Here is a 13,664-nt window from a genome sequence, read left to right on the forward strand (position 1 = left end):
GCCCTTGGACGGGTCATTGCGGCGGTCGCCGCGCTTACCGTCGGGCGCATGCGAACAGAACTGCCAGCCGAGCGACTGCAGCGGCGTCTCGGCGCTGAGCCCGATACCGATTCGCATGCCGATCGCGCGGAACCGGAGGATGACCCGGACGCGCCGGAGGACGACCAGAATTCGTTGCTGCCCCGGTGGCTTCCCGACGCGTCCAGGCGCGGCGGCTGGGTGGCACGGCTGCGCGCCGACCCCGGCCGCGCCGGCGCTATCGCGATGGCGGTGGTCGCCGCGCTGGCCGTGCTGGTCACGATATTCACGCTGGTGCGCGATAGGCCGGCGCCGGTGATGTCGGCCAAGCTCCCTCCAGTCGAGAAGGCGTCCACGGTGAGCCCCAGATCGTCGGCGGGTCCGGTCGCCGGCCAGCCGGCGGGTTCCGACCGGCCCTGTGTGGTCAGCGTCGTCGGGCTGGTCCGCACGCCGGGGCTGGTCACCCTGGCGCCCGGCGCGCGGATCGCCGATGCGCTGCAGGCCGCCGGCGGTGCCGTGGACGGTGCGGACACCATCGGACTGAACATGGCCCGTCCGGTCGGCGACGGCGAACAGATCGTGGTCGGGCTGGCCCCGATCTCGGGGCGACCCACTGCGCTCGGCAGCTCGGTGGCCTCCGGCTCGGCGCCGACGCCCGGGACGCCGGCACCCGTATCGGGATCGGCCAAGCCGAAACCGGGGCAGGCGCTTGACCTCAACACCGCGAGCGTGGAGCAGCTGGACGCCCTTCCCGGGGTCGGGCCCGTCACCGCCGCCGCGATCGTGGCGTGGCGGCAGGCCAACGGCAAGTTCACCAGCGTCGACCAGCTCGCCGACGTCGACGGCATCGGCCCGGCGCGGCTGGAAAAGCTGCGTGCCCTGGTCCGCGTCTGACACCGCGGGTTTCGACGGATCGCCGCTGGCGCACCTCGATGTCCGCCTGGTCCCGGCCGCGCTCACGGGATGGACGGCCACCGCCGCCGGGATCGTGTGGCCGGTCGGGCGGGCGCTCGCTTGCTGCTGCGTCGTGCTGGTTGCCGCCTCGTTTGCGCTGCTGTGCGTGGCGCGCGGCCACGCGCGCCTGCGGGCGATCGGCGCCGGCGTACTGGCGATCGGTGTCGTGGGTGCGGGCTTCGGGCTGGCGATCGCGCTACGTACCGACGCGGTGGCCCGCCATCCCATCGCCGCGGCTTTCGGCACCGCCGCCCCGGTGACGGTTACCCCCACCGAGAGCCCGCGGACGGTGGGCCGCGGGAGCCTGATGTTTCGCGCCACCCTCCAGCGGCTGCGCGCCGACGAAATGTCCGGCCGGGTAGTCGTTTTCGCGCGCACATCAGACTTCGGTGGTGTGCTGGTCGGCCAGCCGGTGCGCTTCACCGCGCGCATCACCCGCCCCGCCCGCCATGACCTGACGGTCGCGGTGCTCAACGCGACGGGCCGACCGACGATGGGCGAGGCCGGCGCGGTGCAGCGGGCCGCTCACGCCATCCGCACGCGGTTCTCCGCCGCCGCCCGCGATGCGCTGCCCGCCGAGCAGGCCGCGATGCTGCCCGCCCTGGTCCTCGGCGACACCGCGGCGGTGAGCGCGCAGACCACTCGCGACTTTCGCGCCGCCGGCATGACGCACTTGACGGCGGTATCGGGGGCCAACGTCACGATCGTGTGCGCGGCGGTGTTGTTCTCGGCCCGGCTGATCGGCCCCCGCGCGGCGGTGGCGCTGGCCGCGGTGGCACTGGTCGCCTTCGTCATCGTCGTCCAACCGACGCCGAGCGTGTTGCGGGCGGCCGTGATGGGCGCCATCGCGTTGGCGGGGATGCTGTCTTCGCGACGGCGGCAAGCGATTCCGGCCCTGTCGGCGGCGGTGCTGATACTGCTGACCGTCGCTCCGCATCTGGCCGTCGACGTGGGCTTCGCCCTGTCGGTGGTGGCGACGGCCGCGCTGGTCGTCATCGCGCCGGCGTGGTCGCGGCGCCTGACCGATCGAGGCTGTCCCAAGCCGCTGGCAGATGCCCTCGCGGTGGCGTGCGCCGCGCACGCGGTGACCGCGCCGCTGGTCGCCGGCATTTCGGGCCGGCTCAGCCTGGTGGCCGTGGTCGCGAATCTCGCGGTCGCGGCGGCGATAGCGCCGATCACGGTGCTGGGCAGCGCGGCGGCCGTGTTGTGCATGTTGTGGCCGGCCGGCGGGGAGCTGCTGATCCGATTCGCCGGCCCCGAGCTGTGGTGGGTGCTGAGCGTGGCGCGTTGGGTGGCCGAGGTCCCCGCGGCGACCATGTCCGTTCCCTCCGGCGCGCCGGGCGTCCTGATGGTCGGCGGCGCCGCCGTTGTGGTGGTTCTGCTCACGCGGCTGTTGTGGCGGTGGCGCGGGTTTCGCGCGGGGATCGGGCTGGCGGGCGCGGCGGTGGCCGTGTGGGTGCTGGCCTGGCGGCTTTCGGGACTGGGCGGGCCCTAGTCGGACCCACGTGACACCATCGTGGGGTGAGCGAGCCCGCGCCGTTGCACCTGGTCCTGGGCGACGAGGAACTGCTGGTCGAACGGGCGGTGGCCGATGTGCTGCGCTCGGCGCGGCAGCGTGCGGGCACCGACCCCGGCGCCAACGATGTGCCGGTCAGCCGGATGCGGGCCGGCGACGTCAGCACGTACGAACTCGCCGAGCTACTGAGCCCGTCACTGTTCGCCGACGAACGCATCGTCGTGCTGGAGGCCGCCGGCGACGCGGGCAAGGACGCGGCCGCGATGATCGCCGCGGCCGCCGCCGACATCCCGGCGGGCACGGTGCTGGTCGTGGTGCACTCGGGCGGCGGGCGGGCCAAAGCGCTGGCCAACGAGCTGCAAAAGCTCGGTGCGCAGGTACATCCCTGCGCGCGCATCACCAAGCTCAGCGAGCGCATCGACTTCGTCCGCAAGGAGTTCCGCGCGCTGCGCATCAAGGTCGACGAGGAGACGGTGACCGCCCTGCTCGATGCGGTCGGGTCCGACGTGCGTGAGCTGGCCTCGGCCTGTTCGCAGCTGGTCGCCGACACCGCCGGTGCCGTCGATGCGGCCGCGGTGCGCCGCTATCACAGCGGCAAAGCGGAGGTGAAAGGGTTCGACATCGCCGACAAGGCGGTGGCCGGCGACATCGAAGGAGCCACCGAGGCGCTGCGGTGGGCGATGATGCGCGGCGAGCCCCTGGTGGTGCTGGCCGACGCCCTGGCCGAGGCCGTGCACACCATCGGCCGTGTCGGGCCGCTGTCCGGCGACCCCTACCGCCTCGCGTCGCAGCTGGGGATGCCGCCCTGGCGGGTGCAGAAGGCGCAGAAACAGGCCCGGCGCTGGTCGCGCGACACGGTGGCGACCGCGATGAAAGTGGTGGCGGTACTCAACGCCAACGTCAAGGGCGCCGTCGCGGACGCCGACTACGCGCTGGAATCCGCGGTCAGGCAGGTCGCCGAGCTGGTGGCCGACCGCGGCCGGTGAGCGACATCGAGGTTCAGAGCTTGTTCAGGGCCTTGGCCAGAGCGGACTTCTTGTTCGCCGCCTGATTCTTGTGGATCACGCCCTTGCTGGCCGCTTTGTCCAGCTTGCGGTTGGTCGACACCAGCAACTCCGCGGCCTTGTCCTTGTCGCCGGCGTCGGTGGCCTCCCGGAACGCGCGCACGGCGGTGCGCAGCGAGGACTTCACCGACTTGTTGCGCAGGCGGGCGCGCTCGTTCGTGCGATTGCGCTTCTGCTGCGACTTTATGTTGGCCACGCGTTGTTTCCTTCTTAGATTCGGTGTTGGCTTGAGGCGCCCGATGTACCCGGCGGCGATTGCCCAGGTTATCAGTCGGTTACGTTTTCTCCCAAAAGGGGAAACCGTGACCTGCCGCAACGTCAATTTGAGGCAGCATCTGAAAAGTGAGTCTTACGAGCCAGCTTGAGGAGACCGGGCAAAGGTCGCGCGGCCCGGCGCGACCGCAGGCACGCTCCGAGCGCATCTTCGGCGGATACAACACCACCGACGCCTATGCGATGGCCTTCGACGAGATGTTCGACGCCGCGGGCAACGTCCGCGGCCCGTATAAGGGCATCTACGCCGAGCTCGCGCCATCGGACGCTTCGGATCTCATGGCCAGGTCCGAGGCGCTGGCCCGGGCGTTCCTCGACCAGGGCATCACGTTTTCGCTGTCGGGTCAGGAGCGGCCCTTTCCGCTGGACGTGGTGCCGCGGGTGATCTCGGCCGCCGAGTGGAGCCGGCTCGAGCGCGGCATCACTCAGCGAGTCAAAGCCCTCGAGATGTATCTCGACGACATCTACGGCGACCAGGAGATCCTGAACGACGGCGTCATCCCGCGCCGGCTGGTCACGTCCTGCGAGCACTTTCACCGCCAGGCCGTGGGCATCGTCCCGCCCAACGGCGTGCGAATCCACGTCGCCGGCATCGACTTGATCCGCGACGAGAAGGGCAACTTCCGCGTCCTGGAGGACAACCTGCGCTCCCCCTCGGGCGTGTCGTACGTCATGGAGAACCGGCGCACCATGGCGCGGGTTTTCCCGAACCTGTTCGCTACCCACCGCGTGCGTGCTGTCGACGACTACTCGTCGCATCTGCTGCGGGCGCTGCGCAACTCCGCGGCCACCAACGAGGCGGACCCGACGGTCGTCGTGCTGACCCCCGGGGTGTACAACTCGGCGTACTTCGAGCATTCGCTGCTGGCGCGGCAGATGGGCGTCGAGTTGGTCGAGGGCCGCGACCTGTTCTGCCGCGATAACCAGGTGTACATGCGCACCACGGAGGGCGAGCGCCAGGTCGACGTCATCTATCGGCGCATCGACGACGCCTTCTTGGACCCGCTGCAGTTCCGCGCGGACTCGGTGCTGGGGGTGGCGGGTTTGGTCAACGCGGCCCGGGCCGGCAACGTCGTCATCTCCAGTGCCATCGGCAACGGCGTCGGCGACGACAAGCTGGTCTACACCTACGTGCCCACCATGATCGAGTACTACCTGGGCGAGAAGCCGATGCTGGCCAACGTGGAGACCTACCGGTGCTGGCTGGACGACGAACGGGAAGAGGTGCTCGACCGGGTCGACGAGTTGGTCCTCAAGCCGGTCGAGGGGTCCGGTGGCTACGGCATTGTGTTCGGACCCGAGGCCTCCCAGAAGGAGCTGGCGGCCGTCAGCAAGAAGATTCGCGACGATCCCCGCAGCTGGATCGCGCAGCCGATGATGGAGCTCTCCACCGTCCCGACCCAGATCGACGACGAACTGGCGCCCCGCTATGTCGACCTGCGGCCGTTCGCGGTCAACGACGGCGACGATGTGTGGGTGCTGCCGGGCGGGCTGACCCGGGTGGCGCTGGTCGAGGGGTCGCGGGTGGTGAACTCCAGCCAGGGCGGTGGCTCCAAGGACACGTGGGTGCTCGCGCCGCGCGCCGCGGCCGTCGCGCGGGAGCTGGGCGCCGCCGAGGTCGTGCGGTCGCTGCCGAACGCGATCCCGGACCCGGCGCCGGACGGTTCACGGGCGCAACAGCCGCTGCAGGCCGAACAGCCGCAGGACGAGCAGCCGCAGCAACAGCAGCAACAACAGCAGCAGCAACGGCAGAGGGCGATCCGCTGATGCTGGCCCGCAACGCCGAGGCGCTCTATTGGATCGGTCGCTACGTCGAGCGCGCCGACGACACGGCGCGCATTCTCGACGTCGCGCTGCACCAACTGCTCGAGGATTCCAGCGTCGATCCCGATCAGGCGTCACGCTTGCTGCTGCGCGTCCTCGGTATCGAACCGCCGGACCACGACCTGGACGTGTGGTCGCTGACCGACCTCGTCGCCTACAGCACCAACAACAAGGGCGGCTGCTCGATCGTCGACGCGATCACGGCGGCGCGCGAGAACGCGAAGTCGGCGCGCGAGGTGACGTCCAGCGAGATCTGGGAGTGCCTCAACACCACCTACCATGCCCTGCCCGAACGCGAACGTGCCGCCAAACGCCTTGGGCCACACGAGTTTTTGTCGTTCATCGAGGGTCGGGCCGCGATGTTCGCCGGCCTGGCCGATTCGACGTTGTCCCGTGACGACGGGTACCGCTTCATGTTGCTGGGCCGCGCGATCGAGCGCGTCGACATGACGGTGCGGTTGTTGCTGTCGCGGGTCGGGGACAGCGCGTCCTCGCCGGCATGGGTGACGCTGTTGCGTTCGGCCGGTGCGCACGACACCTACCTGCGCACCTACCGGGGTGTGCTGGACGCGACTCGGGTGGTCGAGTTCATGCTGCTCGATCGCCTGTTTCCGCGTTCGGTGTTCTACTCGCTGAGGCTGGCCGAACACAACCTCGACGAGTTGCTGCACAATCCGCAGAGCCGAATCGGGGCCACCGCGGAGGCGCAGCGGCTGCTCGGTCAGGCGCGTAGCGAGTTGGAATTCTTGCAGCCCGGTGTGCTGCTGGAGTCACTCGAAAGCCGCTTGGCGGGCTTGCAGAGAACCTGCCGCGACGTCGGAGAAGCGTTGTCGCTGCAGTACTTCCACGTCACCCCGTGGGTGGCATGGTCGGATGCGGGCGAGCGGACCAGATTGACCACCAGGCAGGGGGACGCCTGATGTGGCGGATGCGGGTGGTGCACACCACGGGGTACGCATACCAGTCGCCGGTGACCGCCTCCTACAACGAAGCCCGCCTGACGCCGCGGTCGGACACCCGGCAGAACGTCATCCTCAACCGTGTCGAAACCATTCCGGCGACGCGGTCTTATCGCTACATCGATTATTGGGGCACCGCCGTCACGGCGTTCGATCTGCACGCGCCGCACGCCGACCTCACCGTGACGTCGTCGTCGGTCATCGAGACCGAAGAGGCGGAGCCGGCCGCGATGGAGGCGGGGTGGGGCGACCTGCGATCCGAGGCGGTGATCGACCGGTTCGATGAACTTCTGCGTCCCACCGCACACACCCCGGCAAGCAAACGCGTTGCGTCCGTGGGCAAGAAGATCGCGAAAAGCCATAAGCCCCAAGAAGCCGTCGTCGCCGCGGCCAAGTGGGCGCACGACGAGTTGGACTACCTTCCGGGTACCACCGGCGTGCACTCGTCGGGACTCGACGCGCTGAACGAGGGCAAGGGCGTCTGCCAGGACTTCGTGCACCTTTCGCTAATGACCTTGCGCAGCATGGGAATTCCCGCGCGCTATGTGTCGGGCTACCTGCACCCCAAACGCAACGCCATTGTGGGCGATACCGTCGACGGGCGAAGTCATGCCTGGATTCAAGCCTGGACCGGGAGTTGGTGGAACTACGACCCCACCAACGACACCGAAATCACCGAGCAGTACGTCAGCGTGGGCGTCGGCCGCGACTACACCGACGTCGCCCCGCTCAAAGGGATCTACTCGGGCGAGGGTGCAACCGACCTCGACGTGATCGTGGAGGTCACTCGGCTGGCCTAGGGGGCCGGATGCAAGATTCGTCAGCGCCGGGCCGGACGGCCTTGTCGGGCCTCGCACTGTTGTGCGCCGGGCTGCTATTCGGCGGAGTGGCCGCCGGCGTGGCGCTGGGCGGCGTGCTGCCGTTGCCCTATGGGCCGATGGGCGCGGTCGTCGCCTACGCCCGGGCAAAACCGGTCGCGCTGCAGGTGATCGCCACCGCGGTGTTCGCGTCGTCGGTGCCGCTTGCGATCTACGCGGCGATGGTCGCCGCCCGGTTGCGGCACCTCGGTGTGGCCCGGCCCGCGGCGGCGATCGCATTGACGGGCGGGACGCTGGCGGCCGGCACGCTGGGTCTGACGGCGTTGTTGGGCTGGACATTGTCGCGACCCGAGGTAAGTGCGGACGCCGCGCTGGTTCGGGCGATCTACTTCCTGGCGTTTCTGATCGGCGGCCCGGGGCATTTGGTGGCGCTCGGCCTGTTGGTCGCCGGGGTGGCCGTGCCGAGTCGCGCGCGGAGATTGCTGCCCGGGCCGCTGGCGTCGGCGGGCCTGGCGGTTGCCGCGCTCGCGGAAGTGACGGCGCTGGTGCTGGCGTGGCCGGAACTGGGCGTGATCCTGCCGATCGCGCGGGTCGCGGCGCTGGTCTGGTTGGTTCCGGCCGGCCTGCAGCTGGGGCGAGCGTCGCCGACCTAGCTGACCTCGACCCGGTGCAGGTCGTCGCCGAGCTCGATCTGCCCGGCGAACTCGGTGGCGGCCAACGTCCGCCACTGTTCTTCCTGCCCCGGCACCAGGGCCGGCACGTAGTGCGTCATGACCAGGGTTCCCACCCCCGCGCGGGCCGCGGTGGCCGCCGCTTCCTCGACCGACGAGTGGTAGTCGCAGATGTCCTGCAGCCGCTGTTGCGGGATGTTGGAGACGATGTCCTTGCGGATCACGGTGTGCACCAAAGCGCCTGCGCCGGTTGCCAATTCGTCCAGGGTGGCGCAGGGGACCGTGTCCCCGGCCAGCACAACGGACGCGGCCCCGAATTCGATTCTGAATCCGATGGTCGGGGCCACCGGCCGGTGATCGGTGGGGGCGACCCGGATCGACACGCCGTCGCGCTCCCACACCGGACCCTCGGTGTATTCGTGGACCTCGACCGGCGGCGGCGCATTCAGGTCGGCGTGGTGAGCGATGCGGTAACCGATGTCATGGTGCAACGCGTTCAGCGTCGCCTCAACCGTTTCCGCGGTGCCGGGCGGTCCGATGATCGGCAGCGGGATGGGCTCCGGGCTGAAGGTGCTGACCCAGCGCGTGATCAGGACGTCGCCGAGGTCGCCGATGTGATCGCTGTGCAGGTGGGTGAGCAGCAGCGCCGACAATCCGCTGGCGCCCACGCCGATCGCCGCCGCACGTTGCAAGACCCCGCGGCCGCAATCCACCAGGAACACCTGCCCGCCGGCCCGCACCAGGGTCGACGGCCCAGCGCGGTTCGGGTCGGGGATGGGGCTTCCGGTTCCGAGCAGGGTGACCTCGATCATGGCCCCATCCTCGCGGACACCGTCGGCAGACGTGAGTGTTTCGGGGTGCGGGTGTGAGGGTAATGGACAGCATCGGCTCTCGGTCCTCGCGTCGGCTTTCCCGCCGCGCAAGTTGGCCGTAGCCTGGTGTGAAGCAGCTCACAACCGCCTGGGAGGCCTGAATGCGGATAGCGGACGTTTTGCGCAACAAGGGTGCGGCGGTGGTGACGATCAACCCCGAGGCAACCGTCAAGGAGCTGCTCGCGGGCCTCACCGAGCAGAACATCGGCGCCATGGTCGTAGTTGGTGCCGAGGGTGTCGTCGGGATCGTGTCGGAACGCGACGTCGTGCGCCAACTGCACAAACACGGCGCGAGCGTGCTGTCCCGTCCGGTCTCGAAGATCATGACCTCGACGATCGCCACGTGCACCAAGTCCGACACGGTCGACTCGCTGAACATGCTGATGACCAAGAACCGGGTGCGCCACGTGCCGGTGCTGGAGGGCAAAAAGCTGATCGGCATCGTCAGCATCGGCGACGTGGTGAAGACCCGAATGGAAGAACTCGAGGCCGAGCAGCAGCAGCTGCAGTCCTACATCACGCAGGGCTGACTCGCCGCACGATCAGCGCCAGGCGTACTCGGCCCGCAGCCGCGCGGCCACCACGTCGAAGATCTCGCGCCGCAGGATCGCGCCCTCGCGTCGTATCCCTTCCTCGGGCACGTCGAGCACCCGGTCCAGCCGGACCCAGCTTTGCCTGTCCTCGTAATCCCAAGCGCCGGAACCGATCCCAACCCAGTCGGGGTCGGAGGCGTGGCGCTCCTGGCTGGACACCATCAGCCCGAGCAGCACGCTGCGGTCGCGGCCCACAACGAGCACCGGCCGGTCCTTGCCGCGGGTCGGATCGTCCTCGTAGACCACCCACGTCCACACGATCTCCCCGGGGTCGGCGCGGCCGTCGAGGTCTGGCGAGTAGACCAGTTTGCGGGCTCGCTGCGTAGTGGGAAAGCTGGTGCTGGTCACCGGACGGCCCGCGGTGATCGCGGCCGGCGGCTGGGGGGCGACGGCGGCGATGACGTTCGCGGTGATCTTCACCGCCTGCTGGAGTTCCCGCAGCACGGCCTGCGAGTTCTGCACCTGTCGGACCAGCCGCGGGGCACGATCGAACACCAGGTTCTCTGCGAAGCGCTGAAACGTCTTCCACTGCGATTTCCGGGCAGACGCCATATTCGCAGCATAGACGCGCCAATTGTGTCCGGGCCGCGACGCGTGGATACCCTTGACGCACCACCGAACCGCCAGTCCACCAGGAGATTCCCATCAGCAGTTTCGCCGACAAGACCTTTACGGCGCCGGCGCAGATTCGGAATTTCTGCATCATCGCCCACATCGATCACGGCAAGTCCACGCTCGCCGACCGCATGCTTCAGCTCACCGGCGTCGTCGACGAGCGGTCGATGCGTGCCCAGTACCTGGATCGGATGGACATCGAGCGCGAGCGCGGCATCACCATCAAGGCGCAGAACGTGCGGCTGCCATGGAAAGTGGGAGACGAGGACTACGTCCTGCACCTGATCGACACCCCGGGCCACGTCGACTTCACCTACGAGGTGTCCCGCGCGCTCGAGGCCTGCGAGGGCGCGGTGCTGCTGGTCGACGCCGCGCAGGGCATCGAGGCTCAGACCCTGGCCAACCTCTATCTGGCGCTGGATCGCGATCTGCACATCATCCCGGTGCTCAACAAGATCGACCTGCCCGCGGCCGACCCCGATCGCTACGCCGGCGAGATCGCCCACATCATCGGCTGCGAACCCGCCGACGTGTTGCGGGTTTCCGGCAAAACCGGGGAGGGCGTCGCGGACCTGCTCGACCATGTGGTGCGGGAGGTGCCGCCGCCGCAGGGCGACGCCGACGCCTCGACCCGCGCGATGATCTTCGACTCCGTCTACGACATCTACCGCGGCGTGGTCACCTACGTCCGCGTGGTGGACGGCAAGATCACCCCGCGCGAACGCATCGCGATGATGTCCACCGGCGCCACCCACGAGCTGCTCGAGGTCGGCATCGTGTCGCCCGAACCGAAGGCCAGCGAGGGCCTGGGCGTGGGTGAGGTGGGCTACCTGATCACCGGGGTCAAGGACGTGCGGCAGTCCAAGGTCGGCGACACCGTCACCACCGCCCGGCACGGCGCCACCGAAGCGTTGACGGGTTACCGCGAACCCAAGCCGATGGTCTACTCGGGCCTGTATCCCGTCGACGGCTCCGACTACCCGGACCTGCGCGACGCCCTGGACCGGCTGCAGCTCAACGACGCGGCACTGACGTACGAACCGGAGACGTCGGTGGCGCTGGGCTTCGGATTCCGCTGCGGCTTCCTGGGTCTGCTGCACATGGAGATCACCCGCGAGCGCCTGGAGCGCGAGTTCGACCTGGACCTGATCTCGACGTCGCCGAACGTCGTCTACCGGGTGATCAAAGAGGACGACACCGAGATCGTGGTGACCAACCCGTCGGACTGGCCCGAGGGCAAGGTCCGCACCGTCTACGAGCCGGTGGTGAAGACGACGATCATCGCCCCCAGCGAATTCATCGGGACCATCATGGAGCTCTGCCAGTCGCGCCGCGGCGAGCTGGGCGGCATGGACTACCTGTCACCCGAACGGGTGGAACTGCGCTACACCATGCCGTTGGGCGAGATCATCTTCGACTTCTTCGACTCGCTGAAATCGCGCACCCGCGGTTATGCCAGCCTCGACTACGAGGACGCCGGCGAGCAGGAGGCGCAGCTGGTCAAGGTCGACATTCTGCTGCAGGGTGAGGCCGTCGACGCGTTCAGCGCGATCGTGCACAAAGATTCGGCGTACGCCTACGGCAACAAGATGACCACCAAGCTCAAGGAATTGATCCCGCGCCAGCAGTTCGAGGTGCCGGTGCAGGCGGCGATCGGCTCGAAAATCATTGCGCGCGAAAACATTCGAGCGATCCGCAAGGACGTGCTGTCCAAGTGCTACGGCGGTGACATCACCCGCAAGCGCAAACTTCTGGAAAAGCAGAAGGAAGGCAAGAAGCGGATGAAAACCATCGGACGGGTCGAGGTGCCGCAGGAAGCGTTTGTGGCCGCGTTGTCCACCGATGCCGCGGGGGACAAGGCAAAGAAGTGACGCGGTCGTCTCCCTCAGTTCGATAGTTTGTCCAACTCGTGGTCGAGTATTTGGCCGATCGCGGCAATCGGCTCGGGCATGTCCATGTCGGAATGCTGGCTTTCAATTTTGTGCGCGGACACATGTCCTTTCAGATACGGTGCCCATGCCGCGAGATATTCCTCCGGTGGTCTTGGCTCGTTGACAGTCGGTATGAACAGTACTGAGCGACCGTCGTAGCTTGGCGACACGAAGTCATTGAGCATTTCGACACTGTTCTTGGTCAAGGCGATGACGACGTTCGCCAGCGACTCGTATTCAGGGTCGTCGATCGAAACACCGTAGCGATCGTTCGCCCACGCGTTGATCAGGCTGCGGGTATCGCTTTCGGAGAATTCTGACAGCAATAGCGGGTCGTCCTCATACCTAGGGACACTGGCGATCAGCCCCAGCAGTGCGACCTCGTGTTCGCGGCGCCGGAGCTCTGCCGCCATCGCATGAGCCACGACACCGCCGAAGGACCAACCCAGCAGAATGAAGGGCCCTTCCGGCTGCACGGCCAGTATTTGCTCGACGTAGTCGTTCGCCATGGCGGGTATCGACGTGGCGAACGGCGTCGTGCCGTCGAGTCCCCGCGCCTGCAACCCGTAGATGGGCCGGTCATGAAGATGCTCGGCCAGCCCGCGGTAACCCCACGCCATTCCACCCGCCGGGTGGATGCACCACACGGGTAGCTTGGCTCCGCCCAAGCGGAGGGGTAAGACGGTCGCCAACGGATCCACGAACTCAGAAGCGGGTTCTCGGGCGATCCATTGGGCTAGTTGGGTGACGGTGGGGGCGTCGAAGATTGCTCGGATGGGGATGTCGATGCCGAGTTCGGTGCGGATGCGTGCGACGAGTCGGGTTGCCGAGAGGGAGTGTCCGCCCAGGGTGAAGAATCCGTCGTCGATGCCGACTTTGTTGGTCCCGAGGACTTCGGCGAACAGGGTGGCCAGCGCTGTTTCGCGTGGATCGCGGGGGGCTCGGTAGGCCACGTCACTGACGAACTGCGGGGCCGGCAGGGCTTTTCGGTCGAGTTTGCCGTGGGCGGTCAGTGGCAGGGCCTCAAGGACCATGACTGCGGCGGGCACCATGAACTCGGGCAGTCGTGTCGCGGCGTGGCGGCGGATGTCGGCGGCCAGCGCGGCGGGGGCGTCGGGGTCGGCGGCGGCGGGTGGTGGTTTGAGTACGACGTAGCCCACCAGGTGGGTGTCGGTGATGTCGTCGGCGGCGTTGGGGGTGCTGTGGGCGATGACGACTGCGTGCGCGACGTGGGGGTGGGTGGCTAGCACGGCTTCGACTTCACCGGGCTCCACCCGAAATCCGCGGATCTTGACTTGTTGATCGGCGCGGCCCACGAACTCCAGTGCGCCGTGGGCGGTCCATCGGCCTACATCGCCGGTGCGATACATGCGCGTCCCGGCCGGCCCGAACGGACAGGCCACAAACCGGGTCGCGGTCAACGCCGCGCGGCCGCGATATCCCCGGGCCACACCGGCGCCCGCGACATAGAACTCACCAAGTACACCCACGGGCACCGGAGACAACCCCGCATCAAGCACAAACACCCGCATATTGCCCAACGGCACACCAATCGG

12 protein-coding genes and 1 pseudogene are annotated in these 13,664 nt (G+C 68.2%); 9 read left to right on the forward strand and 4 right to left on the reverse strand.

The window, feature by feature from the left end:
• The first annotated feature begins 48 nt into the window (after nucleotides 1-48).
• The 3 genes from ACQI5H_RS21715 to holA are packed head-to-tail and all read left to right on the forward strand — an operon-like array spanning nucleotide 49 to nucleotide 3,474.
• Complete coding sequence (locus ACQI5H_RS21715; RefSeq protein WP_427081350.1) at nucleotides 49-912, forward strand: helix-hairpin-helix domain-containing protein; 864 nt, start codon at nucleotides 49-51, stop codon at nucleotides 910-912.
• A complete protein-coding gene (locus tag ACQI5H_RS21720; RefSeq protein WP_427081351.1) occupies nucleotides 893-2,467 on the forward strand; it encodes a ComEC/Rec2 family competence protein in 1,575 nt (524 codons plus the stop codon). The genes ACQI5H_RS21715 and ACQI5H_RS21720 overlap by 20 nt, the downstream gene beginning before the upstream one ends.
• A gap of 44 nt (nucleotides 2,468-2,511) precedes the next feature.
• Nucleotides 2,512-3,474 (forward strand): DNA polymerase III subunit delta, encoded by a 963-nt coding sequence (gene holA, locus ACQI5H_RS21725; protein ID WP_427081362.1) that lies wholly within the window; start codon nucleotides 2,512-2,514, stop codon nucleotides 3,472-3,474.
• 13 nt (nucleotides 3,475-3,487) lie between these two features.
• Here holA and rpsT read toward each other — a convergent pair whose 3' ends face one another.
• Nucleotides 3,488-3,748: a 30S ribosomal protein S20 gene (gene rpsT, locus ACQI5H_RS21730; protein ID WP_076064408.1), complete on the reverse strand. Its 261-nt coding sequence runs from the start codon at nucleotides 3,746-3,748 to the stop codon at nucleotides 3,488-3,490.
• 146 nt (nucleotides 3,749-3,894) lie between these two features.
• On the opposite strand from rpsT, the gene ACQI5H_RS21735 reads away from it, so the two are divergent.
• Genes ACQI5H_RS21735 through ACQI5H_RS21750 form a run of 4 tightly spaced genes read left to right on the forward strand, consistent with a single transcriptional unit; the run spans nucleotide 3,895 to nucleotide 8,079 of the window.
• Nucleotides 3,895-5,592 (forward strand): circularly permuted type 2 ATP-grasp protein, encoded by a 1,698-nt coding sequence (locus ACQI5H_RS21735; protein WP_427081352.1) that lies wholly within the window; start codon nucleotides 3,895-3,897, stop codon nucleotides 5,590-5,592.
• Nucleotides 5,592-6,569: an alpha-E domain-containing protein gene (locus tag ACQI5H_RS21740; RefSeq protein WP_427081353.1), complete on the forward strand. Its 978-nt coding sequence runs from the start codon at nucleotides 5,592-5,594 to the stop codon at nucleotides 6,567-6,569. Before ACQI5H_RS21735 ends, ACQI5H_RS21740 begins: the two co-directional genes overlap by 1 nt.
• The gene (locus ACQI5H_RS21745; protein WP_427081354.1) at nucleotides 6,569-7,408 is read left to right on the forward strand and encodes a transglutaminase family protein; all 840 of its coding nucleotides are present in this window, start codon (nucleotides 6,569-6,571) and stop codon (nucleotides 7,406-7,408) included. The genes ACQI5H_RS21740 and ACQI5H_RS21745 overlap by 1 nt, the downstream gene beginning before the upstream one ends.
• An 8-nt stretch (nucleotides 7,409-7,416) precedes the next feature.
• Nucleotides 7,417-8,079, forward strand: coding sequence for a hypothetical protein (locus tag ACQI5H_RS21750; RefSeq protein ID WP_427081355.1), 663 nt, complete (start codon nucleotides 7,417-7,419; stop codon nucleotides 8,077-8,079).
• Here ACQI5H_RS21750 and ACQI5H_RS21755 read toward each other — a convergent pair.
• A complete protein-coding gene (locus ACQI5H_RS21755; protein ID WP_427081356.1) occupies nucleotides 8,076-8,909 on the reverse strand; it encodes a ribonuclease Z in 834 nt (277 codons plus the stop codon). The two genes, ACQI5H_RS21750 and ACQI5H_RS21755, sit on opposite strands and share 4 nt — an antisense overlap.
• 161 nt (nucleotides 8,910-9,070) lie before the next feature.
• Between ACQI5H_RS21755 and ACQI5H_RS21760 the strand changes: the two genes are divergently transcribed.
• Nucleotides 9,071-9,499: a CBS domain-containing protein gene (locus ACQI5H_RS21760; RefSeq protein ID WP_427081357.1), complete on the forward strand. Its 429-nt coding sequence runs from the start codon at nucleotides 9,071-9,073 to the stop codon at nucleotides 9,497-9,499.
• A gap of 12 nt (nucleotides 9,500-9,511) precedes the next feature.
• On the opposite strand, the gene ACQI5H_RS21765 is transcribed toward ACQI5H_RS21760, so the two are convergent.
• Complete coding sequence (locus ACQI5H_RS21765) at nucleotides 9,512-10,114, reverse strand: type II toxin-antitoxin system PemK/MazF family toxin (RefSeq protein WP_427081363.1); 603 nt, start codon at nucleotides 10,112-10,114, stop codon at nucleotides 9,512-9,514.
• A 21-nt stretch (nucleotides 10,115-10,135) separates the two neighbouring features.
• Here ACQI5H_RS21765 and lepA point away from each other — a divergent pair.
• Nucleotides 10,136-12,048 (forward strand): annotated as a pseudogene (gene lepA / locus ACQI5H_RS21770) (translation elongation factor 4).
• A 14-nt stretch (nucleotides 12,049-12,062) separates the two neighbouring features.
• Here lepA and ACQI5H_RS21775 read toward each other — a convergent pair.
• On the reverse strand, nucleotides 12,063-13,664 hold a 1,602-nt coding region (locus ACQI5H_RS21775; protein ID WP_427081358.1), incomplete at its 5' end, for an alpha/beta fold hydrolase.

Source organism: Mycobacterium heidelbergense, assembly GCF_050205645.1.
GTDB classification, from domain to species: Bacteria; Actinomycetota; Actinomycetes; order Mycobacteriales; family Mycobacteriaceae; genus Mycobacterium; species Mycobacterium heidelbergense_A.